Origin of the sequence: Ottowia sp. (genome assembly GCF_016703145.1) — a bacterium.
Taxonomy (GTDB): domain Bacteria; phylum Pseudomonadota; class Gammaproteobacteria; order Burkholderiales; family Burkholderiaceae_C; genus Ottowia.
Genome location: NZ_JADJCO010000002.1, coordinates 13,373 through 38,999 on the forward strand (window position 1 = coordinate 13,373; position 25,627 = coordinate 38,999).

A 25,627-nucleotide genomic window follows, 5' to 3' on the forward strand; every position below is an offset into this window, starting at 1 on the left:
CTGTGGGTTGTGGATGGGGGCGGAATTGGATTCAAAGGCCGCTGGATACGAACTGCTGCAACTCCGGCGTGCGCGGGTTCTGGAGCATGGAGCCGTCGCCCTGCTCCCACACCACGCCCTGGTTCATGAACAGGATCTGGCTGGCCACCTGGCGCGCGAAGGCCATTTCGTGCGTGACCAGCACCATGGTCATGCCGTCCTTGGCCAGCCCTTCGATCACGCGCAGCACCTCGCCCGTGAGCTCGGGGTCGAGCGCGGAAGTGACCTCGTCGAACAGCATCAACTGCGGCTGCATGGCAAGCGAACGGGCGATGGCCGCGCGCTGCTGCATGCCGCCGGAAAGCTGCTCGGGGTAGTAGTTCGCGCGCTCATGCAAGCCCACCTTGGTGAGCATCTGCAGCGCTATCGTTTCGGCCTCGGCGGCGGGAACGCCCTTCACCTTGCGCGGCGCGAGCGTCACGTTCTGCAGCACCGTGAGGTGGGGGAACAGGTTGTAGCTCTGGAAGACGATGCCCACTTCTTGCCGCAATCCGAGCAGATCGACCTTGCCCGTGTGCATGGCCCGGCCGCACACGTGCAGCTCGCCGCCCTGGATGGTCTCCAACCCGTTGATGCAGCGCAGCGCCGTGGTCTTGCCCGAGCCGCTGCGGCCAATCAGCGCCACCACCTGGCCGGGCTTCACGGTGAAGCTCACGCCCTTGAGGATCTGCGTGTCGCCATAGGACTTGCGCACGTTGTCGAAGCGCACGATCTCGTTGTTGCTCATGAATGTCTCCGTGGATTAGCGGCGCGCCAGCTTCTTTTCGAGCCGGTATGACAGCATCGACAGTGGGTAGCAAATGGCGAAATACAGCACCGCCGCGAGGCTGAACACCGTGAAGGGCGCGAACGTGGAGTTGTTGACCACACGGGCTGAATACGTCAGGTCGAAGAAGCCGATCACCACCGCGTAGGACGAGTTCTTCACGATCTGCACCAGAAACCCCACGGTGGGCGCCACGGCGATGCGCGCCGCCTGCGGCAGGATGACGTACACCGCGCGCTGCCAGGGTGTGAGGGCCAGGCACTCCGCAGCTTCCCACTGTGTCTTGGACACGGCCTGGATGCAGCCTTTCCAGATCTCGCCCAGATAGGCGCTGGAATAGGCTGTCATCGCCAGTCCCGCGGCCACCAGGCTGGGCAAATCAAAGCCTGCGATGCTGATGCCGAAGTACGCCAGGAACATGATCACGGGCAGCGGAACGCCTTGGATCAACTGCACGTAAGCACCCGTGACGCCGCGCAGCCAGCGCGCCCCCCGGCTGCGCGCCAGCGCGAGCGGCAGGCCGATCACCGCGCCGCCAATGAAGCCCAGCGCCGAGAGCACCAGCGTCCAGCCCGCGCCCTTGAAGATGAAACCAATCTGGTCGATCGAAATGCCCGACATGGTGGCGGCCTTTCACAAAGGGGTCTTGAGCTTGCGGCGGCGCTCGAAAGCCAGCATGGCCACTCCAGCCATGCCCAGCCGCAGCAGCCACGACAGCACCAGGTACAGCGCGGCCACCACCAGGTAGATCTCGAAGCCGCGGAAAGTCTCGGACTGGATGATGTAGCCTGCCGAGGTCAGCTCTTCCACCGAGATTTGCGACATGATCGACGTGGCCAGCATCATCAAAACGAACTGGCTGATCAGCGCCGGGTACATGCGCTCGGCCGCCTGCGGCAGGATGACCAGGCGCAGCATCTTCGAGCGCGACATGCCCAGGCATTCCGCCGCTTCGAGTTGTCCGCGCGGAATCGACTCGATGCCCGCGCGCATGATTTCGGTGGTGTAGGCGGACACGTTGATCGTCAGCGCGATCACCGCCGCCATCAGCGCGGGCACCTTGAGCTGGATGGCCGCCAGCCCGAAGAACAGCCAGAACGCCTGGATCACCAGCGGCGTGTTGCGGACGACGTCCACATACGCCGTGACGGCCCGGCGCATCCACGGCGACCCCTGCGTGCGCGCCACGGCCAGCACCGTGCCCACGATGAAGCCCAGCACGATGGTGAACACCGCCATGCGCAGCGTGGAGAACAGGCCCGACAGCAGCGCGGGCCAGTGGTCGCTCAGAAAACTGAAGTCGAACTGGTAGTCCATCGTGGTGGTTTTGTGAATGTTTATTGCTGGCAAAGGGCAATGTAATGACTTATGAAGGCAGAGGTCATTATGGTTTTCCCGAATTCACCATCGCGATTGGGGCGCAGCCCGTAGGATCGCCACCATGAAGTCCCAGTCCACCGAATCTGCCCCTGGCCAGCCGCTGTACGCACGCATCACCCAGGTGCTGGCCAACGCGCTGCGCACCGGCGCGCTGCCGGCGGGCGCGGTCCTGCTCGAGGGGCATGTGGCCGACTTGCTGGGTGTCACGCGCACGCCCGTGCGGCAGGCGCTGCGCGAGCTGGAGGCGCAGGGCCACGTCTCGCGCTTCGAAGGCCGGGGCCTGGTGGCGGGCGGCGCGGGCACGCAGCCCCAGCGCATCGCGCTCACGGGGGACATGCTTGGCGTGGCCGCCACCGATGAGCCGGTGCGCAAGGCCCCAGGGTGGGAGGCGCTGTACCACGGCGTGGAGCAGAGCATCGTGCACCTGTCGGTCTTTGGCGCCTACCGCATCAACGAAATCGAGCTGGCCCGCCACTTCAACGTGGGCCGCATGGTGGCGCGCGACGTGCTGGTGCATGCCGAGGCCTTGGGCCTGGTCGCCAAGGACGAGCGCTCGCGTTGGACGGTGATTGCGCTGGACAGCAAGCGCATCGGCGACCTGTACGAGCTGCGCCTGCTTCTGGAGCCCGCGGCGCTGGCCAGCGCCGCCCGCGCCATTCCGCCCGAGGAAGTGCAGCCCATGGTCCGCCGCCTGCAACGCGCCGCCAGAGCCTACCCCAAGGTGCAGCGCGCCGAGCTGGATCGGCTGGAGCGCGATCTGCACATCGACTTGCTGTCGTATTGCGCCAACCCCGCCATCCTGGAGAGTTTGCCCCGCACGCGCTGCATCCTCACGCTGAGCAAGCACGTGCTGGGTGCCGCTGCGCCCATGCCCGCGGAAGACCCGTTCATGGCCGAGCACATGGCCGTGCTGCAAGCCGTGGCGCAAGGCGACGCGGCCCAGGCCCAGTCACTGTTGCGGCGGCACCTGGAAGTCTCCTGCGACAAGGTGACGCAGCGCGCCGCCTACGTACGCAGCCACATGCGCGTGCCGCGCATCGGCTACGCGGCGTAGCAGCGCAGCGATCAAGGCCAATCTCGAGAACTCAGCGCCCGCGCCGGTACATGCTGCCGGTGGTGCGCGCCAGCCCCGCCGCGTGCAGGCGCGCGATGGCGGGGCCGGCGTGCGCGTGGGTGATGGCCAAGCCCAGCGCGTCGGCCGCGTCGGGGCGCGGCGCGGCGGGCAACTGCAGCAGGCGCTGCACCATCGCCTGCACCTGCGCCTTGGCGGCCTTGCCGTGGCCGGCGACGGCCTGCTTCATTTGCAGCGCGGTGTATTCGGCCACCGGCAGCCCGCACGACACCAGCGCCGTCACGCAGGCGCCGCGCGCCTGGCCCAGCAGCAGGGTGGCCTGCGGGTTGACGTTGACGAAGACGATCTCGACCGACGCCGCCTCGGGCTGGTAGCGCGCCGCCAACTCGCGGATGCCGTCGAACAGCAGCTTCAGCCGCGCGGGCAGGTCGCCCTGGGCGGCCGCCGTGGTCTGGATCACGCCGCTGGCGACGTAGCGCAACTGCGCGCCCTCGGCATCGAGCACGCCGAAGCCCGTGGTGCGCAGGCCGGGGTCGATGCCGAGGATTCTCATTGCTTCTGTTTATATAGCTGCCGGCACAATGCAGGTGCGGGCTGAAGGCCGAAATGGCATGAAATGATCATGGCAGCTCGGCGCGCCGCATGCGGGCGACGATGGTGGCCGTGCGGTGGTTCAGGTAGGCCGACCGGGGGCGCTGCTCGAAGTAGCGCGGGCGCGGCAGCATCACCGCCAGGCGGGCTGCTTCCCAGGCGCTGAGCTGGGCGGCGCTCTTCCTGAAGTAGTGCTGCGCGGCGGCTTCGGCGCCGAACACGCCGGCGCCCCATTCGACGTGGTTGAGGTAGATCTCCAGGATGCGGCGCTTGCTCAGCAGTTGCTCCAGCGCGTAGGCCAGCACCAGCTCCTGCCCCTTGCGCAGCAGCGTGCGCTCGCCGGAGAGCAGCAGGTTCTTGGCCAGTTGCTGGGTGATGGTGGAGCCGCCGCGGATGCGGATGGGCGGCGTGGGCCGGTTCTGCGCGGCGCGCTGGGCGGCGGCTTCCTCGGCCTTGGCGTTGCGCTCCCAGGCTTTCTCGATCGCTTCCCAGTCCACGCCCTCGTGGCTGGCGAAGCTGTCGTCCTCCGACGCGATGACGGCGCGCTTGAGGTGGTCGGAGATCTGCGCGTAGCCGCGCCAGTCCTGGCGCCAGCGCAGCTCGCCGCCCAGCGCCAAGCGCCAGGCCTCCGAGCGCTCGAAGGTGGTGGACTGCGGGGCCAGCACCGCCATCAGCGCGATGCGGCCGATGAAGAAAAGCTGCAGCGCCAGCGCCGCGGCCAGCGCCAGCAGCACCCCGTTGCGCAGCGTCCGCATCAGCGCGCGCTCCTGGCGGCGCCCGGCGCGCCGGCCTGCAGCATGGTCTCCAGCGTCTGCTCGTGCGTGAAGCGAAAGCGCGCCGTCACGTCGAACTGGTCGGTGTCCCGGCGCATGGCCGCGGTGAAGAGGCCGAACGGCGCCGCCGCCTGGGCGATGGCCTCGGCCAGGCGGTCGAGGATGCGGTTGCCCGAGCCCTGCACCACGCGCGCGTCCAGGATGCGGCCGTCGTGGTTGATGAGCAGGGCCATCAGCAGTTCGCCGTACAGCTTGTGGCCGGCCACGTGGGGGAAGTTCTGCGTGCCGCGCGCCTCGATCTTGCGGCGCATGTCGTCGTAGTACTGCGCGTAGGTGGTGCCCAGGGTGGCGGGGCTGAGGTAGCGCTTGCGCGGGCGCGTGTTCTCTTCCTCCACGCGCTTCTCGATGGCGGCCAGCAGCTGGCCAGTTGCTGGCGGCGTTTTGCCTGGGCGCGGGCGTCGGGGTCGCTGCTGTCGCGGCGCGGGTCGGGCTTGGGGAGGGCCGCGAGCTGCTGGCGCACCTGGGCCAGCAGCAGCTCCTGCTGCTGCTGCATGTGGTCGATCTGGCGCTGGTTCTGGTCGATGGCCGCGTCGCCGCTGGCGTCGCGCAGGCTGGGCGGCAGCGGCGTGCTGACCAGGCGCGGGCCCTCCGCGCCGCCGCCGCCGGCCAGGCTGTGCTGGGCGATGGCCTGGGCCTTCCGGGGCTTCTCGTCGGACTTGGCGTTGACCAGCACGACGTCGAGCGTGCTCTGATGGAACACGCGCCGCAAGCCCTCCGGATCGACGAAGCGCACCGTCAGCAGCACCGCGTGCAGCAGCACGGAGGCGGCCAGCGCCCACTGCAGGACGGACAGCGACGGGAGATATCGCGGCATCACGGCGCCGGATTGTCGGCGCTGGCGCCCTCGGCTTCGCCCACGTCCACGGCGATGGTGAGCGGGCCGGCGGCGGATTCCTCGTCGTCCTCGTCGGGCGTGGGGGCGGGCGCGCCGACGCCGACGGGCTCGGCCTGCAACACGTCCAGCACCGTGCCGCGCACGTCCAGGGCGATGGCGTCGATCTCGCCCAGCTTCACGCGCACCCGCGTGCCGCGCGGCAGGCCCTGCGCGCCCAGCACGGTGAAGACCAGCGGCAGATCGTCGGCGCGCACCAGCCAGGCGCCGCCGGGCTGCTCCTTGATCAGGCTGGCGGTCAGCTCGGTGATGCCGTGCTGGCGCAGGTACTGCAAGGTCCAGAAGCGCTCCATGCTGGCCTGGTGCCCGTTGTACGCCGTGTACGCGGCGTCGAAGGCGCTGATGATGGCGAACAGCTGCGCGTCCCGGGGCTTGAAGGGCGCGGCCAGCGCCGCCGTCTTGCCGTGGCGCGCACAGGCGATGATCTGCCACTGGTTCACCAGATCGACGTAGCGCCGCAGCGGCGAGGTGCTCCAGGCGTAGCTGGGCACGCCGATGCCGGCGTGCGGCAGCGCCTTGGCGCCCATGCGCACCTTCACGCCCGGCGCCAGGCTGGCTTGGCTGCGGTAGATGGCTGGCACGCCCAGGCTGGCCAGCCACTGGCCCCAGGTGCTGTTGGCCAGGATCATGGCCTCGGCCACGATCAGGTCCAGCGGCGCGCCGCGCTGGCGGGTGGTGATAGCTACCTGCTCGTCGCCCGTCGGCACGCCGCCGTCGTGTCCGGCCAGCCGGAAGTTGTAGTCGGGGCGGTTGAAGGTTTCCGGCTTGCCGCGCACCTGTTCGCGCCGGGCTTTCAGGTGGCGGGCCAGGCGGTATAAAAATGAGAGCTGCTCACGCTGTATGGTCGGGGGCTGGAGCTCGTTTTCATTCAAATCCTCGCCGCCTTCCAGCCACTCGGCGGTGACCAGCGCGTCGAGCTGGTCGTGGCGCAGGTTGGCGGCGATGGGCACGCGCTCCAGGCGCGTCTCGCTGGCCTGGATCTCCAGGCTGGCCTCGTCCAGGGTGACGTACAGCGACACCGCCGGCGCCGCGCGCCCCTCGGACAGGGTGTAGGCCTGCACCACCTCGTCGGGCAGCATGGTGATCTTGTAGCCGGGCATGTACACGGTGGACAGGCGCGCGCGGCCCAGCTCGTCCAGCGCGTCGCCGGGCTGGATGGCGAGGCCCGGCGCGGCGATGTGGATGCCCAGCACGACCGTGCCCGTGCCCAGGCCCCGCAGCGACAGCGCGTCGTCGATCTCGGTGGTCTGCGAGTCGTCGATGGAGTAGGCCTGCACGTCGGCCAGCGGCAGCTCCTCGGCGATGGCGGGCGCCTGCAGCGCCGGGAAGCCCGTGCCCTTGGGGAAGTTCTCGAACAGGAAGCGCTGCCAGTGGAACTGGTAGGCCGAGGCGATGGCTCCGGCGCGCGTGAGCAGCGCCAGCGGCGCCTGCTGCGTGGCGCGCGCGGCCTCGACCACGGCCTTGTACTCGGGCGCGTTCTTGTCGGGCCGGAACAGGATCTTGTAGAGCTGCTCGCGGATCGGCGCCGGGCACTGGCCCTGGGCCAGCTCATCGGCCCAGGCGGCGATTTGGGCGGCGATCTGCTTCTTCTTCTCGATCGCGGCCAGCGCCTGCGCCACCACGTCGGCCGGTGCCTTGCGGAAGCGCCCCTTGCCGGCGCGGCGGAAGTAGTGCGGCGCCTCGTGCAGCGCGATCAGCGCCGCCGCCTGCTGCGCCACCGTGGGGGCGTCGCCAAAGTAGTCCCGCGCCAGCACGGCGAAGCCGAACTCGTCCTCGGGCGCGAATTCCCAGGCCAGCGCCGGGTCGATCTCGGCCGCCTGGGCCTGGGCCTGGGCCAGCAACTCGGCCGGCGCGGGCTTGTCGAAGCGCAGCAACTGGTTGGCGGCCTTCACCTTCAGGCGCTTGCCCGAGTCCAGTTCCACCTGGGCCGAGGCGTCGGCCTCGGAAAGAATGCGGCCGGCCAGGAATTTGCCCGCCTCGTCGAAAAGTACATGCATGGAGGAGGGCGATTGTCCCACCAACGCCGCCGGCGGCCGGGCGAGCAGGGCTGGATTTCAAGCCAAATCGGGTTCTAGCCAGTGCGGGTACTGTGTCAATAGCTATTAAATCAGGAGTTATCGGGGCCCGCGAGGTCCAGGAAGGCCAGCACCTCGTCCAGGTGCCGCGCGAAGTCCGACAGCGCGTGGTCGCCGCCCTCCAGCACGCGCAGGCGGGCGCCCTGGTAGCGCGCGGCCATCTCGCGCCAGTCCAGCAGCTCGTCGCCTTTCGCGATGACGGCCAGGTAGCGCGCCGGGTCGGCCAGCGGGCCGGCCTGCAGCGCGTGCAGTTCATCCACGTACTCGGGGCGGAAGAAGAAGCGCTCGGCCGGGTCGTGCCAGGCGACCTGCTCGCCGATGTGGGCCGCCAGGTCGCGCGCCGGATCGACGGCCGGGTTCAGCACCACGGCGCGGCAACCCTGGCGCTCGGCCACCCAGGTGGCGTAGAAGCCGCCCAGCGACGAGCCCACCACCGCCATGCGCCCGCGCGGCCAGCCGGCGATGCCGTCGGCGATCAGGCCGGCGGCCGCGCGCGGCGAGGGCGGCAGTTGCGGGCACCACCAGCGCACGCCGGGGTGGGCGGCCTGCACCCGCGCGGCCATCAGGCGCGCCTTGGCCGACTGCGGCGAGGAGCGGAAGCCGTGCAGGTAGAGCAGGTGCGTCGTCGTCATGCGGCCATGCTACGGCAGTCGGCGCGGATAATCCCGCCCATGTCCGTGGTGTTCGAAAAATCCTCCTTGTTGCAGCGCGCGTGGCCGCTGCTGCGCGGGTTCGACCTGCTGCTGGCGCTGGCCGTGCTGCTGTTGGCGGGCGCGGGGCTGCTGGCCATGTACTCGTCGGGGTTCGACCACGGCACGCGCTTCGCCGACCACGGCCGCAACATGCTGGTGGCCGCCGGCATCATGCTCGTCGTCGCCCAGGTGCCGCCGCAGCGGCTGATGAGCCTGGCCGTGCCGCTGTACACGCTGGGGGTGGCGCTGCTGGTGGCGGTGGCGCTGTTCGGCATCACCAAGAAGGGCGCGCAGCGCTGGATCAACGTCGGCGTGGTGATCCAGCCCAGCGAGCTGCTGAAGATCGCCACGCCGCTGATGCTGGCCTGGTGGTTCCACCGCCGCGAGGGGCATACGCGGCCGCTGGATTTCGTGGCCGCCTTCGCACTGCTGGCGCTGCCGGTGGGGCTGATCATGAAGCAGCCCGACCTGGGCACCGCCCTGCTGGTGCTGGCCGCCGGGCTGGCCGTGATTTTCTTCGCCGGCCTGCCCTGGAAGCTGGTGTTGCCGCCGGTGCTGGCCGGCGCGCTGGTGGTGGCGCTGGTGATGGCCTACGAGCCCGAGCTGTGCGCCGACGGCGTGGACTGGGTGGTGTTGCACGAGTACCAGCGCCAGCGCGTGTGCACCCTGCTCGACCCCACGCGCGACCCGCTGGGCAAGGGCTTCCACATCATCCAGGGCATGATCGCCATCGGCTCGGGCGGGCTGTACGGCAAGGGCTTCATGCAGGGCACGCAGACGCACCTGGAGTTCATCCCCGAGCGCACCACCGACTTCATCTTCGCCGCCTTCTCCGAGGAGTTCGGCCTGGCCGGCAATCTGGCGCTGATCGCCGGCTTCATCTTCCTCATCTTCCGCGGCCTGATGATCGCCGCCGAGGGGCCCACGCTGTTTTCGCGGCTGCTGGCCGGCAGCGTGACCATGATCTTTTTCACCTATGCCTTCGTCAACATGGGCATGGTCAGCGGCATCCTGCCGGTGGTGGGCGTGCCGCTGCCCTTCGTCAGCTACGGCGGCACGGCCCTGGTCACGCTGGGGCTGGCGCTGGGCATGCTGATGTCCATCGCCAAGTCCAAGCGGCTGATGCAGAGCTGACCGCGCCGGCCGGCACCGCGGCGCGCCCGCCACGCCGGCGTGCAGGAATGCACGGGTGGGCGGCCGCGCGGTTGAATTGCCGCCGCGACGGGCGCACAATGCGCGCCGGCCAGCCATGCTGGCTTCCCTCACAAAAAATGGAGTTTTCATGGCAGGCAAGTTCGAACTCAAGAAGTCCAAGAACGACAAGTTCTATTTTTCCCTGCTCGCCAGCAACGGCCAGGTGATCCTGAGCAGCGAGATGTACGAGGCCAAGGCCAGCGCGGTGAACGGCATCGAGTCGGTCAAGAAGAACGGCGGCGACGCCGCGCGCTACGACAAGCTGAGCGCCAAGGACGGTTCGCCCTATTTCACGCTCAAGGCCGGCAATGGCCAGGTCATCGGCCAGAGCCAGATGTACGCCAGCGAGGCCACGCGCGACGCCGGCATCCAGTCCTGCGTCAACCACGCCCCCGGCGCGGCGGTGGTCGACCAGACGGCGGCCTGAAGGCCGGCCCCGCTCCCGCCCTGAAGGCCGCCTCCGGGCGGCCTTCTCGCTGGCGGGGCGCGGCGGGGCGATGTCGCGCTGCCGTCCGACAGGCCGCCGGCCCGCGCGGCCCTACGATGCCATCGGCCCACCCTGATTCGCCCACCATGCGTGACTTCCTTTCCGCGACCGCCCGAGGTCTGCACGCCCGTCCCGCGCCGGCGTGGCCGCCGGGCTGGCGCTCGTCCTGGCCCTGGCGCTGCCCGCCTGCGGCAGCCTGCCCCAGGACGTGGAGCGCCCCGTGTCGCGCGCGCTGGCCGACGGCGGCGCCACGCCGCTGGGTCAACTGGCGGCGCAGCGCCGGCCCGCCACGGCGCGCGCGGGCGAATCGGGCTTCGCGCTCGTCGATTCGGCCAACATGGCCTACGCCAGCCGCCTGGCGTTGACGCAGCAGGCCAGCCGCACCCTGGACATCCAGTACTACGCCATCCACGCCGACGACAGCACGCGCGCGCTGCTGCGCGAGGTGCGCGCGGCGGCGACGCGCGGCGTGCGCGTGCGCATCCTGCTGGACGACTTCAACAGCACCGGGCAGAACGCGCTGGTCATGGGCATGGCCTTCCTGCCCGGCGTGGAGATGCGCATGTTCAACCCGCTGCCCGGCGCCCGTGGCGCCGGCATGCTGCGGGCGCTGGGCTCGCTGCACGACTTCCAGCGCATCCAGCACCGCATGCACAACAAGCTGTACATCGCCGACAACGCCTGGGGCATCACCGGCGGGCGCAACCTGGGCGACGCCTACTTCGGCACCGCCGACGGCAGCAACTTCATCGACATGGACGTGCTGGCCGTGGGCCCGGTGGTGCAGGCCATGTCGGCCAGCTTCGACCGCTACTGGAACGACCTGCTGGCCTATCCGGTGGCCTCGCTCGTCAGCCAGGACGAGCTGCGCACGCTGCGCGATACCACGCGGTCCGCCGCGCCCGCCGCGCCCGCTTCGGACGCCCCCGCGCCGCTGCCGCCGCCATCGGACCTGGCCCGCCTGCCGCTGACCTGGGCGCCGGCGGCGCTGCTGGTGGACCAGCCCGCCAAGCTGGTGCCCGAGCTGAACGACGAACACACCGAGGACACCGTGGTGGACGGCATGCTGTCGCTGCTGCGGCTGGCGCGGCGCGACGCACTCATCGTCTCACCCTACTTCGTGCCCGGCGAGCAGATGAAGCAGGTGTTCGCCGACATGGTGCGGCGCGGCGTGCGGGTGCGCGTGCTGACCAACTCGCTGGCCTCCAACGACGCACCGCTGGCGCACGTGGGCTATGCGCGCCACCGCGAGGCGCTGATCCGCCAGGGCGTGGCGCTGTACGAGATGCGCGCGCTGCAGGGCGCCCGGCTGAACCGCACCGTGTTCGGCTCCAGCCCGGGCGGCTCGCAGGCCAGCCTGCATTCGAAGATGCTGATCGTCGACGGCCGCGTGATCAGCATCGGCTCGATGAACCTCGACTGGCGCTCCAAGCTGCAGAACACCGAGGTGGCGCTGGTCATCCGCAGCCGCGCGCTGGCGCGCCAGGCGGCGGTGGAGGTGGAGGAGGCCCTGGCCAGCGGCGCCTGGCAGATGGTGCTGACGCCCGAGGGCCGGCTGCTGTGGCGCGCGCCGCCCGGCGCCGACTTCGAGGACGCGCACGGCGAGCCCGACACCAGCCTGGGCCTGCGGCTGCTGATCAAGGTCCTGGGGCCGTTCGCGCCAGACGAGATGCTGTGACGGCCCGCCGGGGTCACTCGTTGCGGATGCCGCGCTCCTGCACGACCTTGCCCCACTTCTCGTAGTCGGCGCGCATGCGCGCCGCCAGTTGCTCGGGCGGCTGGTAGGCGGCGGCGGTGCCGACCTTGACCAGCTTGGCCTGCACCTCCTTGTCGGCCAGGGCGGTCTTCAGCTCGCCGCTCAGGCGCGCGACGATGTCGGCCGGCACGCCGGCCGGCGCCACGAAGGCGCCCCAGGACACGGCGTCGAAGCCGGCGAAGCCCTGCTCGGCCACGGTCTTCACGTCGGGCAGCAGCGCCACGCGCTGGGGCGAGCCGACGGCGATCGGCCGCAGCTTGCCGGACTGGATGTGCGGCAGCGCCGCGATCATGTCGGAGAACATCACCGGCACCTGGCCGCCCAGCAGGTCGGTGATGGCCGGCGCGCTGCCCTTGTAGGCGATGTGGCGCACGTCGAAGCCGCCCAGGCCCTTGAGCAGTTCGGTGGACAGGTGGCCGAAGCTGCCGTTGCCGGCGCTGGTGTAGTTCATCTGGCCGGGCGTGGCCTTGGCCTTGGCGATCAGTTGCGCCAGCGAGGTCACGTCGGGCAGCGCCTGCGGGTTGACCACCATCACGATCGGCAGGTCGTAGGCCGAGCCGATGGGGGTGAAGTCCTTGAGGGTGTCGTAAGACCGCTTGCCGTACAGGTGCGGGCCCAGCAGCGTGGGCGTGGCCAGCACCATCAGCGTGTAGCCGTCGGGCGGCGACTTGGCCACGGCCTCGGCCGCGATCATGCCGGAGGCGCCGGCGCGGTTTTCCACCACCACGGGCTGGCCCAGGCCCTGCGCCATGCGCTGGCCGATGACGCGCGCCGACACGTCCGTCGGCCCGCCGGCGGGGAAGGGCACGATCAGCTTGATGGGCTTGGACGGGTAGGCCTGGGCCAGCGCTGCGGGCGCGGCGGCCAGGCCGGCGCACAAGGCGGCGAGCGCCGCGGCGGCCGACAGCGCGCGGCGGCGGGAGGGTGCGAGGGAAGTTATGTCAGTCTCCGGTTGTGGTGATGAATCGATCAGAAGGGGGCGCTCGTCCATTGGCGCCCGACCCTACAGCAGTTTAGCGACCAGACTGGCGAGGGCGCTGAGCAGCAAGGTGCTGGCCAGCGGGATGAACCACTCGCGCCCGAACAGCCGGAAGCGCAGGTCGCCCGGCAGCCGCCCGAGGCCCAGCTTCTCAAGCCAGGGCCGCAGGGCGCCGATCAGCACCAGCGCCAGGAAGACCACGAGCACCCAGCGGAGCATGGCGTCCTCCGCGCTTCAGAGCCGGTGCGTGCGGTCGCCCTGGGCGAAGCCGCGCGCCGCGCCGTGGCCGGGCGTGGCCAGGCCGATGACCTTGAACAGCTCGCCCATCTCGTGCTCGGCCAGCAGCTTCATGGCCGTGGCGCGGGTGGGCAGGTCGGACGCCTCCATCATGGCCGCCAGCCCGCAGTTGAGCAGGAAGCGCGCCTGCGAGGTGTAACCCAGGACATCGACCCCGGCCTGCTGCGCCGCCAGCGCCACGCCGGTGAAGTCGACGTGGGCCGTGATGTCCTTGGCGCCCAGGTTGGCCAGCGGGTCGTCGTCCACGCGGTGCGCACGGTGGCACACCAAGGTGCCGGTGCTGCGCTGCGGGTGGTAGTACTCGGCCTCGGGAAAGCCGTAGTCGATGAAGAAGGCCGCGCCGGCGCCGCCGCGCCGCAGCGCCTCGGCCACGGTGGCGACGAAGGCCTCGGCCTGCGGGTGGATTTCGGTCACCACGTCGTGCGCGCCCTCCACATCCGCCGGCGGGCGCAGCGCGGTCGGGCGGTCGGCCCAGGTGAAGGTGCGGGGCGTGTTGTGATTTGCTTCTGTTTTGATAGCTTCTGGCGCAGTATCCACGTGGGCTGAATGCCAAAACTGCTCTGAAATCGCCACGCCGCGCTCATGCCACGCCCCGCCGACCCGGGCCAGCAGCTTCACCGGCATGGCGTCCAGCACCTCGTTGCCGACGACCACGCCGCGCAGCGCCTCGGGCAGCCGGTCGGCCCAGCGCACGCGCGCGGCGAAGGGCGCCAGGCGCGCCCGCTGGCGCGCGCGCAGGCTGCCCGACACGTCGACGATGGTGTAGCGCGCGGGCGGTCGGCCCAGCGCGTCCAGCGCCGCGATCAACTGCGCCGCCAGCGCGCCCGAGCCGGCGCCGAATTCCCACACCTCGTCCGTGCCCGTGGCGGCCAGGCTGTCGGCCACCTGCGCGGCCAGCGCCCGGCCGAACAGCGGCGACAGCTCGGGCGCCGTCACGAAGTCGCTGCCGGAGCCCGGCATCGCGCCGAACTTGGGCGAACCATGCGCGTAGTAGCCCAGGCCGGGGGCGTACAGCGCCAGGTGCATGAAGCGGTCGAACGGCAGCCAGCCGCCAGCGGCGCGGATCTCGCGGGCGATCAGGGCAGGCAGGGGAGGGTCGGCCAGGACGGCGCGACGCAGCGGTGCGGAGGACACGCCCGCATTGTGGGCCATCGCGCGCCCGCCGCCCGGCGGCGGTGGCGTTTTGGCCCACAATGCTGCTCGTGCCCGACTCCAGCGCCCTTGCCCCGTCCGCCGCCCGCACCGTGCTGGTGACCGGCGCCGCGCGCCGCCTGGGGCGCGAGATCAGCCTGCACTTCGCGCGCGCGGGCTGGGACGTGGTGGCGCACTACCTCCGCTCGCGCGCCGAGGCGCTGGCCCTGCAGGCCGAGATCGCGCGCCTGGGCCGGCGCTGCCACCTGGCCGAGGCCGACCTGGCGCGGCCCGATGCGGCCAGCGCGCTGCTGGACCAGGCCAGCGCCGCCGGCGGCGGCCTGCCGCACTGCATCGTCAACAATGCTTCTATTTTTGAAGCGGATGACGCTTGTTCCGCGCGGGCTGGCGGCATGATTCATCATTTTTCGACGAACACCGCCACGCCGCTGCTGCTGGGCAACGCGCTGGGCGCGCGGCTGGCCCGGGCGGGCGCGGCCACCGCCGGGCGCTACAGCGTGGTCCACGTGCTCGACCAGAAGGTGCACAACCTCAACCCCGACTACTTCTCGTACACCGTGAGCAAGCTGGCCCTGGCGCACAGCGTGGCGCTGCAGGCGCAGGCGCTGGCGCCGTGGGTGCGCGTGTGCGGCCTGTCGCCCGGCCTGATGTACCTGAGCGGCCCGCAGACGCAGGACAACTTCGACCGCGCCGCCCAGGTCAACCTGCTGCGGCAGCCCATCGCCCCGGCCGACGTGGCGCGCTGCGCCGTCTTCATCGCCGACAACCCCAGCCTGAACGGCACCACCCTGCGCGCCGACAACGGCCAGCACCTGGTGGCGCTGGACCGTGACGTGATGTTCGCCGTGGAGACTGGCTCCCACGCTCCCCCGCTGGCGCATGGTCCGCTGTCCCCAGAGGGGGCTCCGGCCGCCTTGGGGCGGCCCGGCGGCGTCGCGGATATGCCCCCACGCTCCCCTGCTTCGCATGGTCCGCTGCCCCCCGAGGGGGCTTCGCCCGCCTTGGGGCGGCCCGGCGGCGTCCGGGGGGCGCCATGAACTCGATGCTGCTCGCCTTCGCCGCGCTGGACGCGCGCCTGGCCACCGGCTGCCGCCTGCTCAGCCTGCGCCGGCACGAGTTGCCGGTGCGCATCGGCGTGCACGGGTTCGAGCGCGAGGGGCCGCAGCGCCTGTGGTTCGACGTGGACCTGTGCGTCAAGCTCGACCACGCCGGGGCCGCGCAGGACCACATCGCGCACACGCTGGACTACGACTTCGTGCGCGAGGTCATCGCCGCCGCCGTCGGCAGCCGGCACCACGAGCTGCAGGAAACGCTGTGCGACGCCGTGCTGCACGCCGTGATGCGGCGCCCCGAGGTGCAGGCCGCGCGCGTGGCCACCCGCAAGCCCGACGTGTACCCCGACAGCGCGTCCGTCGGCGTCGAGCGCGTCGGCCTCAAGCCCTGGTGAATCCTTCCGATGCCGACCGACATCTCCTCCGAACAGGGCCGCCAGAGCCTGCAGCTCACCGGCCTGCGCTTTGCCGCCAACCTGGGCATCCTGGACCACGAGAAGCGCGCCCCGCAGCCTATCCAGGTCGATGCCGAGCTGAGCCTGGGCCCGCAGCCCCTGCGTCCGCGCGACGACGACATCACCCACGTGCTGGACTACCGCAAGGTGCGCCAGATCATCATCGACGAATGCACCGCCGAGCACGTCAACCTGCTGGAGACTTTGATCGGCAAGCTGTGCCAGCGCCTGATGCGCCTGCACGGCGTGCAGGGCGTGCGGGTGAAGATCACCAAGCTGGAGATCTTCGGCGATTGCGAGGTCGCGATGCGGATGGAAGCGGGGCGATGGTGAGCGGCGCGGAACCGTATAGGGGTTAACGCCATCTGTCCTGAAACCACAAATTTCGGGGATAAACTCACTTTGCTCTGCCCGAGGGTCTGCTCGACCATCGGCGACGCTGAATCGCGCTACTGCGGCGGCGTCCATGCGGACAGACAACAAGAGGAGACACAATGGAAGTACTGCTGCAGCAGATACTCAACGGGCTGACATTGGGCGGCACGTACAGCCTGGTGGCGCTGGGCCTGACGCTGGTCTACGGCATCCTGCACGTGCCCAACTTCGCGCACGGCGCGTTCTACATGGTGGGCGCTTTCGTGTCCTACCAGCTCATGTCGGCCTGGGGCTTGAACTACTGGGTCGCGATGGTGGGCTCGGCGGCCGTGGTCGCGGTGCTGGCCGCGCTGTCGGAACGGCTGATCTTCCACCCGCTGCGCCACCACGAGGGCCTGCACCCGATGATCGCCGCCATCGGCCTGCTGCTGTTCCTGGAGGCGGGGGCGCAGGCGCTGTGGGGTGCCGACTTCCGGCGCATGTCCACGCCGTACGAAGGCATCGTCAACATCTTTGGCGCCACGGCCCCCGTGCAGCGCCTGCTGATCATCGGCGGCGCCTTCGCGCTGATGCTGGCGCTGCACCTGTTCCTGACGCGCACCGTGACGGGCTCGACCATCGTCGCCATGGCGCAGAACCGCGAGGGCGCCTCGCTGATGGGCATCGACGCGACGCGCGTGGCCATGCTCACTTTCGCCATCTCCGGCGTGCTGGCGGCCGTGGCGGCCACGCTGTACTCGCCCATCGGGCTGGTGTTCCCGGCGATGGGCAACCTGGTCATCACCAAGGCCTTCGTGATCATCATCCTGGGCGGCATGGGCAGCGTGCCCGGGGCCATCCTGGGCGGACTGATCATCGGCTTCGCCGAGGCCTTCGGCGCCTTCTACATCTCCACCGACTACCAGGACATCGTGGCCTTCGTGCTGCTGGTGATCATCCTGTCGCTGCGGCCCGAGGGCTTGTTCAAACAGAGGGCTCGCTGATCATGCAAATGCTTGAAGGACGCCTCGGCTGGGCGCTGCTGTTCGCCGCCGGCCTGCTGTTCCCGTTCATCACGGGCAACGAATACCACCTCACGGTGATGACCACGGCCTACATCTACATCATCGCGACGATGGGGCTGAACCTGATCACCGGCTACACCGGCCAGTTCAACCTGGCGCACGCCGGCTTCATGGCGGTGGGCGCCTACGTGGTGGGCATCCTCACGGTGGACCACGGCTGGGGCTTCTGGTCGGCCTTCCTCTCCGCAGGCGTTTTCGTCGTGCTGCTCGGCCTGCCGCTGGGCTGGGTGTCGCTGCGGCTCAAGGGGCACTACTTCTCGATCTTCACGTTGTGCGTCGGCTACATCATGTACCTGATCATCGAGAAGTGGGAGGGCCTGACGCACGGCACGGTGGGCATCATCGGCATTCCGGCGCCGTCGCCGATCGGTCCGATCGAGTTCGAATCGCCGCTGTCGCTGTACTACCTCGTGTTCGTCTTCCTGTGCATCGGCATGTGGGTGATGCGACGCATCGTCAACTCGCTGCTGGGCCGCACCTTCATGGCCATCCGCAACGGCGACGAGCTGGCCGAGGCGCTGGGCATCAACCTGGCGCGCAACAAGCTGCTGGCCTTCCTGATCTCGGTGCTGTATGCCGGCTGGGCCGGTGGGCTGTACGCGGGCTTCGTGCGCTTCCTCGGCCCCGACCTCGCGGGCGCGCACCACACCTTCGACATGACGATGTTCATGCTCATCGGTGGCATCGGCACGCTGCTCGGCCCGCTGGTCGGCGGCATCATCGTGCCGTGGCTCACGCAGTACATGCAGTTCCTGCAGGAATACCGCTTCGTCGTCTTCGGCCCGATCCTGATCCTGCTGGTGATTTTCGTGCCCTACGGCATCGTGGGCAGCTACCTGGCCCGCAAGGCCAAGCGCGCCTCGCAGGCCGCGGTGGCGGCGCAGCCGGGCGCATCCGACAAGACCCAGGAGGCCTCCAATGCTTAAGGTCGAGCACCTCACCAAGAAGTTCGGGGGCAACGTCGCCGTCAACGATGTCAGCACCACGGTCGAGCGCGGCAAGATCAACGCCATCATCGGCCCCAACGGTGCCGGCAAGACAACGTTCTTCAACCTCATCAGCGGCGTGCACAAACCGACCTCGGGCACGCTGACCTTCGAGGGCCGCGACATCACCACGCTGCGCACCGACGAGATCGCGCGCCTGCGCATCTCGCGCACCTTCCAGGCCACCACGCTGTTCGACATGGCCAGCGTGCTCGACAACCTGATCGTCGGCCACCGGCTGCGCACCCGCTCCGGGCTGTGGGACGTGCTGGTCGGCTCCAACCGGCTGAAGGAAGAAGAGCGCGTCTGCCGGGAGAAGGCGCGCGACGCGCTCGACTTCGTCGGCCTGGCGCACATGGAGAACCGCATGGCGGGCGACATCACGCAGGAGCAGCGCAAGCGCGTGGCCTTCGCGCTGGCGCTGGCGACCGAGCCCACTCTGGTGCTGCTCGACGAGCCGGCGGGCGGCGTGAACCCCGAGGAAACCTGGGGTCTGGCGGACCTGATCCGCAAGATGGTCAAGAGCGGCCTCACCGTGTGCCTGATCGAGCACAAGATGGACATGATCATGAGCCTGGCCGACAAGATCCTGGTGCTCAGCTACGGCGAGAAGATCGCCGAGGGCACGCCGGCTGAAATCCGCAGCAATCCGGCGGTGATCGACGCCTACCTGGGAGCCGAACATGCTGACGTTTAAAGACCTGTCGCTCTATTACGGCGGCTTCCGGGCGCTGGAGGGCGTGAGCCTGCACGCCGAGGATGGCGAGCTGGTGGTGCTGCTGGGCGCCAACGGCGCCGGCAAGAGTTCGGTGTTCCGCGCCGCCAGCGGCCTTCACAAGGCCACGGGCAGCATCCGTTTCGGCAACACCGAATTGCTGGGCATGAAGCCCTCGCAGATCGTGCGCCAGGGCCTCGTGCAGTGCCCCGAGGGTCGCAAGCTGTTCCCGATGATGTCGGTGTTCAAGAACCTGATGCTGGGCGCCTTCGTGCATTCGTCCGACTCGGCGGGCAACAAGAAGCGCATCGACGAAGTGTTCGAGATGTTCCCGATCCTGTTGCAGAAGAAGGACGACCCGGCCGGTTCGCTCTCCGGCGGCCAGCAGCAGATGGTGGCCATTGGCCGCGCGCTGATGGGCCGGCCCAAGGCGCTGATGCTCGACGAGCCCTCGCTCGGCCTGGCGCCGCTGGTGGTCAAGCAGATGTTCGAGACCATCCAGCGCATCAACCAGGCCGGCACCACGGTGCTGCTGGCCGAGCAGAACGCCTACGCCGCGCTGAAGGTGTCCAACCGCGCCTACGTGATGGAGCGCGGCCGCATCGTCATGGAAGGCAACAGCCAGCAACTGCTGGGCGACGAGCGCATCCGCAAGGCCTACATCGGCGGCTGAGGCGCGCCAGTTTTTTCGACAGTCACACGCAACCAAGGAGATGTACATGCAGAACACACGACGCAACACCATTCTGGCGACGCTGGCCCTGGCCGGCTTCGCGCTGGCGCCGGCCGCCGCCTGGGCCCAGGACGTGGTCAAGATCGGCTATTCCGGCCCGCTGTCCGGCGGCGCCGCGCTGTACGGCAAGAACGTGCTGGACGGCATGCAGATGGCTGTCGAGGAAATCAACGCCGCCGGCCTGGACATCGGCGGCAAGAAGGTCAAGCTTGAAATCGTCGCCCTCGACGACAAGTACAACCCCAGCGAGACCGCGATCAACGCGCAGCGCCTGGTGCAGGAGCACAAGGCGCCCGCGGTGCTGGTGCCGCACTCGGGCGGCATCTTCGCCGTGCAGACCAGCAACGAGCGCCAGAAGCTGCTGGTGCTGGCCTACTCCAGCGTGCCGCAGATCACCGCCCGCAACAACAAGCTCACGCTGCGCATTCCGCCGGAATTCACGGAATACATCGAGCCCTTCACCAAGTACACGATGGCCAAGTGGGGCAAGAACGTGGGACTGGCCCCCGCCGACCACGACTACGCCAAGGTCTGGGTCGCGGCCTTCAAGCCCGCCTGGGAGAAGGCTGGCGGCAAGATCGTCGCCGAGAACCCCATGAGCTACAACAAGGCGGCCGACTTCTACAGCGGCGTCAGCAAGGTGCTGGCCGCCAAGCCCGACGTGATGTTCATCGGCGGCGCCTCCGAGCCGACCGGCCTGGTGGTCAAGCAGGCGCGCGAGCTGGGCTTCAAGGGCGGCTTCATCCTGATCGACCAGGCCAAGGCCGACGAGGTGGCCAAGGTCACGGGCGGCTACGCGGCGCTGGAAGGCTCCATCGGCGTGCTGCCGGTGGTGGCCGACGAGGATCCCAACACCAAGGCCTTCGTGGAGCGCTACCGCAAGAAGCATCCGGGCAAGGACCCGTCGTCCGAGGTGACGCTCAACTACACCAGCATCCATGCGCTGGCGCAAGCCATGAAGCTGGCCGGCTCCGCCACCGACGCGGCGGCGATCCGCGCCCAGCTCGACAAGGCCTTCAAGGCGCTGCCCGCGACGATCAACTTCCACGGCTTCAGGGGCGTGGACGACAAGGGCGGCACGGCCTTCGACATGCGCCTGGCCGTGATCGAGAACGGCAAGGTGCGCGAGATGAAGACGGCGGACCTGGTCAAGAAGTGACGGTGCGCTGAGGCCAGCGGTTGCCCATCACCCCTCGTGTTGGGCAATTCGAGGAAAATCGCGGTCCTATGACCGCGATTTTTTTTGATTCGGCCGCCCCGGTCGACACGGCCGCCGCCGGCCGCGCCGCCCGCTCCAGGGCCGAGCGCGAAGTGCTCAAGCTGGAGAAGCGCCTGTGCCGCCAGGTCGGCCAGGCCATCGCCGACTTCAACATGGTCGAGGCCGGCGACCGGGTGATGGTGTGCCTGTCGGGCGGAAAGGACAGCTACGGCCTGCTCGACGTGCTGATGAAGCTGCGCGCCCGCGCGCCGGTGCCGTTCGAGCTGGTGGCCGTCAACCTGGACCAGAAGCAGCCCGGCTTTCCGGCCGAGGTGCTGCCCGATTACCTGCGCGATCTGGGGCTGGAGCACCACATCGAGACGCAGGACACCTACAGCATCGTCAAGGCCAAGATCCCCGAGGGCAAGACCACCTGCAGCCTGTGCTCGCGCCTGCGCCGGGGCATCCTCTACAGCGTGGCGCGGCGCCTGGGCTGCAACAAGATCGCGCTGGGCCACCACCGCGACGACATGCTGCAGACCTTCTTTCTCAACATGTTCTTCGGCGGCAAGCTCAAGGGCATGCCGCCCAAGCTGGCCAGCGACAACGGCGAATTCATCGTCATCCGTCCGCTGGCCTACGTGGCCGAGGACGACCTCATCCGCTGGGCCGCGCACCGCCAGTTCCCCATCATTCCCTGCAACCTGTGCGGCAGCCAGGAGAACCTGCAGCGCCAGGTGGTGGGCGACATGCTGCGCGACTGGCAGAAGCGCCACCCCGGCCGCATCGAGAGCATGTTCACCGCGCTGCAGAACGTCGTGCCCTCGCACCTGATGGATGGAACGCTGCACGATTTCAGGCATCTCAAGATCACCGGCATCGCCGACGAGCAGGGCGACAAGGCCTTCGACGAGGAGCGCTTTCCCGATCCCGTGGGCACGCCCTTCGCCGGGGTATCCCTGGTCGGGGCCTGACCAGCCGTTTTCAAGCCAGAACAGCGAGGTGTCCGCATGTGGATTGCGCGAGCAGCTATCATTTCTGCAGCATTCCTGCTGTCGGCCTGCGCCACGGGGCCGCGCATCGTGGCGTCGGACGTGCGCACCACGGCCGCGCAGCCGCCCGGCGCCGCCGTGCTGGCGGGCGCGCGCTACCGCTTCGAGCGCGGCCCGCAAGCCGCTGGCCAGCCCGCGCCCGAGCGGCTGGAGGCGATGGCCCAGGCCGCGCTGGCGCGCGTCGGCCTCGAACGCGACGACGCGCGGGCGCGCCTGACCGTGCAGGTGAGCGGCACCGTCAGCGCCTACTGGATGGACGACTGGGGCCGGCCCCAGGGTGGGCCGGGGCGCCTGTCGTTCGGGCTGGGCATGGGGCGCGGCGGCTTCGGGCTGGGGCTGGGCGGGCCCCTGTACGACTCCTCGGTCCCGCTCTACATCAGCGAGGCCAGCGTGCTGATGCGCGACCTGCAGACCGGCCAGATCGTGTACGACAGCCGCGCCCGCCACGACGGCCCCTGGCACGACACCGAGAACGTGCTGGCCGCGTTGTTCGTCGCCGCGCTGCAGGGCTACCCCAACCCGCCGCAGGGCGTGCGCCGCGTCGACGTGCCGCTGCTGCCGCCGGCGGCCGCGGCGCCTGTCCCCGCCCGCTGAGCGCGGAGCGGGCTGGCGGCTACGGCCGGCCCGTCACGCTCGGCGGCTGCGGCAGCCAGCGGAAGGCCAGCGCCCCGGCCGCCAGCATCGCCGCGATGCTGGCGAAGACCGGGCCGAAGGGCTCGACGCCGTGGGCCTGCGCGGTCGACGCGATGGCCCCGGTGGCCCACTGCATCAGCGCCACACCCATGAACAGGGCCATGGTGAACAGCGCCATCGCCCGGCCGATGACGGCGGCCTCGTAGGCGTTCTTCACGTCCGGGTACTGCAGCGCGCCGTAGCCCGACACCAGCCCCAGGACCAGCATCAGCGCCACGTCCGCCGCCGCCCCGGCGCCCAGCGCCATGGCCGCGAACAGGCCCGCCGACACCAGGGTGAAGCCCACCAGCCAGTGGCGCCGCCGCCGCGGCCCCGGGTCGGCCCGGCCGAACAGCGGCAGGCCGATCAGCGCCACCACCGACAGCACCACCGCCAGGTTGCCGGCGGCCACCAGGCTCCAGCCGTGGCGCTCCATCATCAGCGGCCCCAGCCACAGCCCGCGCAGCGCGACGAACGAGGCGTAGGTCACCAGGCCCAGCGCCACGATGCCCGCCGTGTACGGCAGCCGGAACAACTGGCCGAAGGTGCGCACCGCCTCGCCCAGCGATTCGCGCTGGGCGCCCGCTGGCGGCGCCGGCTCGTGCACCCACCGCGCGATCGCCACCCACGACGCCACCGCGCACAGCGCCAGCACCCAGAAGCCCATGCGCCAGGAGCTGGCCTCGATCAGCCACGCCAGCGGCGTCCCCGTCAGCAGCATGCCGGTGCTGCCGACCGCCAGGATGGCGCTCGACACCGCCGAGAAGCGCTCCGGCGCGAAATGCCGCGCGATGAACACCGTGCACACCAGGAAGGCCGGCGCGCACCCCACCCCGATCAGCACCTGGCCCGCCACCAGCACCGGAAAGTTCGTCGCCAGCGCCGACACCGCCGCGCCCAGCACCATCAGCGGCGAGATCGCCAGCACCGTGCGCCGCAGGCCGTGCACGTCGATGCCGATGCCCATGAACAGCTGCAGCCCGCCGAAGGCGAAATGGAACGCCGCCGCGAACATGCCGAGCTGCTGGGCCGTCAGGTGCATCTCGGCCTGCAGCGGCGCGGCCATGATCGCGGCGATGGTGCGGAAGGCCTGGCTCAGCGTGAAGCCGGTGGCCAGCAGCAGCAGCGTCGCCCAGGCGCCGGGCGCGCGCCGGGGGGGGAGTGGGCAGGTCGGTGGGCAGGCTCATGGAAGTCGGGATGGGCGCGTCGGCCGGGTGATCGGCAGAGCCTAATCGCTCCGGCCGCTGCCCGCGCGTCGCCTGGGAGACGGGCGCGCCGCGTGGCATCATCGCCGCCATGGAGTCCACCCGCATCCTGGCCATCCGCCACGGCGAAACCGCCTGGAACGTGGACACGCGCATCCAGGGCCACCTCGACATCCCGCTCAACGACGCCGGCCGGCTGCAGGCGCGGCGGCTGGCGCAGGCGCTGGCCGGGCGCGACGCCATCGACGCCATCTACAGCAGCGACCTGTCGCGCGCGCTGCAGACGGCCCAGGCCGTGGCCGACGCCACCGGCGCGCCGCTCGTCGCCACGCCGGCCCTGCGCGAGCGCTGCTTCGGCGTCTTCGAGGGCCGCACCTTCGCCGAGATCCGCGCCGCCTGGCCCGAGGAGGCCGAGCGCTGGCGCGTGCGCGACCCGGGCTGGGCGCCGCCTGGGGGCGGTGAGTCGTTGCTACAATTTCAGGAGCGAATAACGCAGACTGCGTGCGGGCTAGCGGCCGAAAACATTGGTAAACACATCGCCCTGTTCGTCCACGGCGGCGTGCTCGACGTCCTGTACCGCGCCGCCACCGGCCTCGGCCTGCAGGACGCGCGCACCTGGCAACTGGGCAACGCCGCCATCAACCGACTGCTGTGGGCGCCCGAGGGCGCCTTCAGCCTCGTCGGTTGGGCCGACACCACCCACCTGGAAGACGCCTCGCTCGATGAGCGCGCCGCCTGAGGCCATCGCCGACCGCCTGCGCGCCCTCGTCGGGCAAGGCGTGGACGCCATCGACACGCCCGCGCTGGTGGTGGACCTGGACGCCGCCCACCGCAACCTGCAGCGCATGGCCGAGTTCGCCGCCAAGCACCGGCTGCGCCTGCGTCCGCACGGCAAGATGCACAAGAGCGCCGAGTTCGGCCGCCTGCAGCTGCGGGCCGGCGCCGTCGGCCTGTGCGCGCAGACCGTGGGCGAGGCCGAAGCGCTGGCCGCCGGCGGCATCAACGACCTGTTCATCAGCAACCAGGTGCTGGCCGCCCCCAAGCTGCGCCGCGTCGCCGCGCTGGCGCACCAGCTCAAGGGCCGCGGCGGCCAGCTGGCCATCGCCGTGGACAGCGCCGAGGGCGTCGAGCGCCTGGCGCAGGCCATGCAGCTCACCCATGCCGTGATCGACGTCTTCGTCGAGGTGGACGTCGGCCAGGGCCGCTGCGGCGTGGCGCCGGGCGAGCCGGCGGTGCAGCTCGCGCGCCTGGTGGCCGAGCGCTCCAGCAGCCTGCGCTACGCCGGCCTGCAGGCCTACCACGGCGGCGCGCAGCACCTGCGCACGGTGGCCGAGCGGCGCGCCGCCATCGCCCGGGCGGCGGACCTGCTGCGGCACACCCGCCAGTTGTTGAGCGACGCCGGCCTGGCGCCGCCCCTCGTCACCGGCGCGGGCACCGGCACCTTCGCCCACGAGGCCGCCAGCGGCCTGTGGGGCGAGCTGCAGGCGGGCAGCTACCTGTTCATGGACGCCGACTACCTGCGCAACGAGCGCGACCCGGCGCAGCCACCCTTCGAGCCGGCGCTGTTCGTCAAGTCGCAGGTCATCAGCGTGTCGGCCGACCGCGCCGTGTGCGACGCCGGCCACAAGAGCCACGCCATCGACAGCGGCCTGCCCGCCGTGCTGGCGCTGCCCGGCCAGCCGCCGCTGGAGGTCGTCAACGGCGGCGACGAACATGCCATCCTGCTGCCGCTGCACTCCGGCGGCCTCCTGCCCGCGCTGCCCGCCCTGGGCGACACCGTGTGGCTGATTCCCGGCCACTGCGACCCCACGGTCAACCTGCACGACCACCTGATCGCCGTGCGTGGCGGCCTGGCCCAGGGCCGGGTGGAAGCCGTGGTGACGGTGGACGGGCGCGGGGTGTGGTGAGCGGCCCG

At 70.2% G+C, this 25,627-nt stretch carries 27 protein-coding genes and 1 pseudogene; 16 read left to right on the top strand and 12 right to left on the bottom strand.

The window, feature by feature from the left end; genetic code table 11:
* Positions 1-31: 31 nt before the first annotated feature.
* Genes IPG65_RS00155 through IPG65_RS00165 form a run of 3 tightly spaced genes read right to left on the bottom strand, consistent with a single transcriptional unit; the run spans position 32 to position 2,122 of the window.
* Positions 32-766, bottom strand: coding sequence for an amino acid ABC transporter ATP-binding protein (locus IPG65_RS00155; protein WP_293187245.1), 735 nt, complete (start codon positions 764-766; stop codon positions 32-34).
* A gap of 15 nt (positions 767-781) precedes the next feature.
* Positions 782-1,426, bottom strand: coding sequence for an amino acid ABC transporter permease (locus tag IPG65_RS00160; protein ID WP_293187247.1), 645 nt, complete (start codon positions 1,424-1,426; stop codon positions 782-784).
* A gap of 12 nt (positions 1,427-1,438) precedes the next feature.
* A complete protein-coding gene (locus IPG65_RS00165) occupies positions 1,439-2,122 on the bottom strand; it encodes an amino acid ABC transporter permease (protein WP_293187249.1) in 684 nt (227 codons plus the stop codon).
* A 124-nt stretch (positions 2,123-2,246) separates the two neighbouring features.
* Here IPG65_RS00165 and IPG65_RS00170 point away from each other — a divergent pair, with 124 nt between their 5' ends.
* The gene (locus IPG65_RS00170; RefSeq protein WP_293187251.1) at positions 2,247-3,239 is read left to right on the top strand and encodes a GntR family transcriptional regulator; all 993 of its coding nucleotides are present in this window, start codon (positions 2,247-2,249) and stop codon (positions 3,237-3,239) included.
* A 31-nt stretch (positions 3,240-3,270) separates the two neighbouring features.
* Here the strand turns inward: IPG65_RS00170 and ruvC are convergent, their stop codons facing one another.
* From ruvC to IPG65_RS00195, 5 genes and pseudogenes are all read right to left on the bottom strand, one after another.
* A complete protein-coding gene (ruvC, locus tag IPG65_RS00175) occupies positions 3,271-3,810 on the bottom strand; it encodes a crossover junction endodeoxyribonuclease RuvC (protein WP_293187253.1) in 540 nt (179 codons plus the stop codon).
* A 67-nt stretch (positions 3,811-3,877) separates the two neighbouring features.
* A complete protein-coding gene (gene mtgA / locus IPG65_RS00180; RefSeq protein ID WP_293187255.1) occupies positions 3,878-4,603 on the bottom strand; it encodes a monofunctional biosynthetic peptidoglycan transglycosylase in 726 nt (241 codons plus the stop codon).
* Positions 4,603-5,495: pseudogene (locus IPG65_RS00185) on the bottom strand (TonB family protein). The gene mtgA and the pseudogene IPG65_RS00185 overlap by 1 nt, the downstream one beginning before the upstream one ends.
* Positions 5,495-7,570, bottom strand: a complete 2,076-nt coding sequence (locus IPG65_RS00190) for a ribonuclease catalytic domain-containing protein (RefSeq protein WP_293187257.1) — start codon at positions 7,568-7,570, stop codon at positions 5,495-5,497. Before IPG65_RS00190 ends, IPG65_RS00185 begins: the two are co-directional and overlap by 1 nt.
* 110 nt (positions 7,571-7,680) lie before the next feature.
* Positions 7,681-8,280, bottom strand: coding sequence for a YqiA/YcfP family alpha/beta fold hydrolase (locus tag IPG65_RS00195; protein WP_293187259.1), 600 nt, complete (start codon positions 8,278-8,280; stop codon positions 7,681-7,683).
* A 39-nt stretch (positions 8,281-8,319) separates the two neighbouring features.
* On the opposite strand from IPG65_RS00195, the gene rodA reads away from it, so the two are divergent.
* The 3 genes from rodA (at position 8,320) to IPG65_RS00210 (ending at position 11,699) form a co-directional block, all read left to right on the top strand.
* Positions 8,320-9,474, top strand: coding sequence for a rod shape-determining protein RodA (gene rodA, locus IPG65_RS00200; RefSeq protein ID WP_293187261.1), 1,155 nt, complete (start codon positions 8,320-8,322; stop codon positions 9,472-9,474).
* Between the two features lie 148 nt (positions 9,475-9,622).
* Positions 9,623-9,961, top strand: coding sequence for a YegP family protein (locus tag IPG65_RS00205; RefSeq protein ID WP_293187263.1), 339 nt, complete (start codon positions 9,623-9,625; stop codon positions 9,959-9,961).
* Positions 9,962-10,163: 202 nt separating this feature from the next.
* Positions 10,164-11,699, top strand: a complete 1,536-nt coding sequence (locus IPG65_RS00210) for a phospholipase D family protein (protein ID WP_293187265.1) — start codon at positions 10,164-10,166, stop codon at positions 11,697-11,699.
* A gap of 13 nt (positions 11,700-11,712) precedes the next feature.
* On the opposite strand, the gene IPG65_RS00215 is transcribed toward IPG65_RS00210, so the two are convergent.
* From IPG65_RS00215 to IPG65_RS00225, 3 genes are read right to left on the bottom strand one after another with little or no spacing between them, the layout of a single operon-like run.
* Positions 11,713-12,768 carry a tripartite tricarboxylate transporter substrate binding protein gene (locus IPG65_RS00215; protein ID WP_293187267.1) on the bottom strand — a complete coding sequence of 352 codons (1,056 nt, stop codon included), beginning with the start codon at positions 12,766-12,768 and terminating at the stop codon, positions 11,713-11,715.
* 12 nt (positions 12,769-12,780) lie between these two features.
* Positions 12,781-12,975 carry a DUF2905 family protein gene (locus tag IPG65_RS00220; RefSeq protein ID WP_293187268.1) on the bottom strand — a complete coding sequence of 65 codons (195 nt, stop codon included), beginning with the start codon at positions 12,973-12,975 and terminating at the stop codon, positions 12,781-12,783.
* A gap of 15 nt (positions 12,976-12,990) precedes the next feature.
* On the bottom strand, positions 12,991-14,079 hold the full coding sequence (locus tag IPG65_RS00225; protein WP_293187912.1) for an SAM-dependent methyltransferase: 1,089 nt from the start codon (positions 14,077-14,079) through the stop codon (positions 12,991-12,993).
* Between the two features lie 176 nt (positions 14,080-14,255).
* Between IPG65_RS00225 and IPG65_RS00230 the strand changes: the two genes are divergently transcribed.
* The 10 genes from IPG65_RS00230 to IPG65_RS00275 all read left to right on the top strand — a co-directional run bounded on the left by IPG65_RS00230 (position 14,256) and on the right by IPG65_RS00275 (position 22,429).
* Positions 14,256-15,242, top strand: coding sequence for an SDR family oxidoreductase (locus tag IPG65_RS00230; RefSeq protein ID WP_293187269.1), 987 nt, complete (start codon positions 14,256-14,258; stop codon positions 15,240-15,242).
* Positions 15,239-15,652 carry a dihydroneopterin aldolase gene (locus IPG65_RS00235; protein WP_293187270.1) on the top strand — a complete coding sequence of 138 codons (414 nt, stop codon included), beginning with the start codon at positions 15,239-15,241 and terminating at the stop codon, positions 15,650-15,652. The genes IPG65_RS00230 and IPG65_RS00235 overlap by 4 nt, the downstream gene beginning before the upstream one ends.
* Before the next feature lie 9 nt (positions 15,653-15,661).
* On the top strand, positions 15,662-16,045 hold the full coding sequence (locus IPG65_RS00240) for a dihydroneopterin aldolase (protein WP_293187271.1): 384 nt from the start codon (positions 15,662-15,664) through the stop codon (positions 16,043-16,045).
* Between the two features lie 161 nt (positions 16,046-16,206).
* Positions 16,207-17,070 carry a branched-chain amino acid ABC transporter permease gene (locus IPG65_RS00245; RefSeq protein ID WP_293187272.1) on the top strand — a complete coding sequence of 288 codons (864 nt, stop codon included), beginning with the start codon at positions 16,207-16,209 and terminating at the stop codon, positions 17,068-17,070.
* A gap of 2 nt (positions 17,071-17,072) precedes the next feature.
* Positions 17,073-18,077 carry a branched-chain amino acid ABC transporter permease gene (locus tag IPG65_RS00250; RefSeq protein WP_293187273.1) on the top strand — a complete coding sequence of 335 codons (1,005 nt, stop codon included), beginning with the start codon at positions 17,073-17,075 and terminating at the stop codon, positions 18,075-18,077.
* The gene (locus IPG65_RS00255) at positions 18,070-18,834 is read left to right on the top strand and encodes an ABC transporter ATP-binding protein (protein ID WP_293187274.1); all 765 of its coding nucleotides are present in this window, start codon (positions 18,070-18,072) and stop codon (positions 18,832-18,834) included. The genes IPG65_RS00250 and IPG65_RS00255 overlap by 8 nt, the downstream gene beginning before the upstream one ends.
* Complete coding sequence (locus IPG65_RS00260; protein WP_293187275.1) at positions 18,821-19,525, top strand: ABC transporter ATP-binding protein; 705 nt, start codon at positions 18,821-18,823, stop codon at positions 19,523-19,525. The genes IPG65_RS00255 and IPG65_RS00260 overlap by 14 nt, the downstream gene beginning before the upstream one ends.
* Before the next feature lie 46 nt (positions 19,526-19,571).
* The gene (locus IPG65_RS00265) at positions 19,572-20,744 is read left to right on the top strand and encodes an ABC transporter substrate-binding protein (protein ID WP_293187276.1); all 1,173 of its coding nucleotides are present in this window, start codon (positions 19,572-19,574) and stop codon (positions 20,742-20,744) included.
* Positions 20,745-20,812: 68 nt separating this feature from the next.
* Positions 20,813-21,757 (top strand): tRNA 2-thiocytidine(32) synthetase TtcA, encoded by a 945-nt coding sequence (ttcA, locus tag IPG65_RS00270; protein ID WP_293187277.1) that lies wholly within the window; start codon positions 20,813-20,815, stop codon positions 21,755-21,757.
* 36 nt (positions 21,758-21,793) lie between these two features.
* Entirely contained in the window at positions 21,794-22,429 is a 636-nt protein-coding gene (locus IPG65_RS00275; RefSeq protein ID WP_293187278.1) for a DUF4136 domain-containing protein, read from the top strand.
* 19 nt (positions 22,430-22,448) lie between these two features.
* Here IPG65_RS00275 and IPG65_RS00280 read toward each other — a convergent pair whose 3' ends face one another.
* A complete protein-coding gene (locus tag IPG65_RS00280; protein ID WP_293187913.1) occupies positions 22,449-23,633 on the bottom strand; it encodes a nitrate/nitrite transporter in 1,185 nt (394 codons plus the stop codon).
* 170 nt (positions 23,634-23,803) lie between these two features.
* On the opposite strand from IPG65_RS00280, the gene IPG65_RS00285 reads away from it, so the two are divergent.
* A complete protein-coding gene (locus IPG65_RS00285) occupies positions 23,804-24,451 on the top strand; it encodes a histidine phosphatase family protein (RefSeq protein WP_293187279.1) in 648 nt (215 codons plus the stop codon).
* Positions 24,435-25,619, top strand: a complete 1,185-nt coding sequence (locus tag IPG65_RS00290; protein ID WP_293187280.1) for a DSD1 family PLP-dependent enzyme — start codon at positions 24,435-24,437, stop codon at positions 25,617-25,619. Before IPG65_RS00285 ends, IPG65_RS00290 begins: the two co-directional genes overlap by 17 nt.
* Positions 25,620-25,627: the final 8 nt, after the last annotated feature.

Coding starts and splice junctions, on each gene's coding strand:
- IPG65_RS00155 (WP_293187245.1), bottom strand. CDS start 766: ATGAGCAACAACGAGATCGTGCGCTTCGACAACGTGCGCAAGTCCTAT.
- IPG65_RS00160 (WP_293187247.1), bottom strand. CDS start 1,426: ATGTCGGGCATTTCGATCGACCAGATTGGTTTCATCTTCAAGGGCGCG.
- IPG65_RS00165 (WP_293187249.1), bottom strand. CDS start 2,122: ATGGACTACCAGTTCGACTTCAGTTTTCTGAGCGACCACTGGCCCGCG.
- IPG65_RS00170 (WP_293187251.1), top strand. CDS start 2,247: ATGAAGTCCCAGTCCACCGAATCTGCCCCTGGCCAGCCGCTGTACGCA.
- ruvC (WP_293187253.1), bottom strand. CDS start 3,810: ATGAGAATCCTCGGCATCGACCCCGGCCTGCGCACCACGGGCTTCGGC.
- mtgA (WP_293187255.1), bottom strand. CDS start 4,603: ATGCGGACGCTGCGCAACGGGGTGCTGCTGGCGCTGGCCGCGGCGCTG.
- IPG65_RS00190 (WP_293187257.1), bottom strand. CDS start 7,570: ATGCATGTACTTTTCGACGAGGCGGGCAAATTCCTGGCCGGCCGCATT.
- IPG65_RS00195 (WP_293187259.1), bottom strand. CDS start 8,280: ATGACGACGACGCACCTGCTCTACCTGCACGGCTTCCGCTCCTCGCCG.
- rodA (WP_293187261.1), top strand. CDS start 8,320: ATGTCCGTGGTGTTCGAAAAATCCTCCTTGTTGCAGCGCGCGTGGCCG.
- IPG65_RS00205 (WP_293187263.1), top strand. CDS start 9,623: ATGGCAGGCAAGTTCGAACTCAAGAAGTCCAAGAACGACAAGTTCTAT.
- IPG65_RS00215 (WP_293187267.1), bottom strand. CDS start 12,768: ATGGACGAGCGCCCCCTTCTGATCGATTCATCACCACAACCGGAGACT.
- IPG65_RS00220 (WP_293187268.1), bottom strand. CDS start 12,975: ATGCTCCGCTGGGTGCTCGTGGTCTTCCTGGCGCTGGTGCTGATCGGC.
- IPG65_RS00225 (WP_293187912.1), bottom strand. CDS start 14,079: ATGCACCTGGCGCTGTACGCCCCCGGCCTGGGCTACTACGCGCATGGT.
- IPG65_RS00235 (WP_293187270.1), top strand. CDS start 15,239: ATGAACTCGATGCTGCTCGCCTTCGCCGCGCTGGACGCGCGCCTGGCC.
- IPG65_RS00240 (WP_293187271.1), top strand. CDS start 15,662: ATGCCGACCGACATCTCCTCCGAACAGGGCCGCCAGAGCCTGCAGCTC.
- IPG65_RS00245 (WP_293187272.1), top strand. CDS start 16,207: ATGGAAGTACTGCTGCAGCAGATACTCAACGGGCTGACATTGGGCGGC.
- IPG65_RS00250 (WP_293187273.1), top strand. CDS start 17,073: ATGCAAATGCTTGAAGGACGCCTCGGCTGGGCGCTGCTGTTCGCCGCC.
- IPG65_RS00255 (WP_293187274.1), top strand. CDS start 18,070: ATGCTTAAGGTCGAGCACCTCACCAAGAAGTTCGGGGGCAACGTCGCC.
- IPG65_RS00260 (WP_293187275.1), top strand. CDS start 18,821: ATGCTGACGTTTAAAGACCTGTCGCTCTATTACGGCGGCTTCCGGGCG.
- IPG65_RS00265 (WP_293187276.1), top strand. CDS start 19,572: ATGCAGAACACACGACGCAACACCATTCTGGCGACGCTGGCCCTGGCC.
- ttcA (WP_293187277.1), top strand. CDS start 20,813: ATGACCGCGATTTTTTTTGATTCGGCCGCCCCGGTCGACACGGCCGCC.
- IPG65_RS00275 (WP_293187278.1), top strand. CDS start 21,794: ATGTGGATTGCGCGAGCAGCTATCATTTCTGCAGCATTCCTGCTGTCG.
- IPG65_RS00285 (WP_293187279.1), top strand. CDS start 23,804: ATGGAGTCCACCCGCATCCTGGCCATCCGCCACGGCGAAACCGCCTGG.
- IPG65_RS00290 (WP_293187280.1), top strand. CDS start 24,435: ATGAGCGCGCCGCCTGAGGCCATCGCCGACCGCCTGCGCGCCCTCGTC.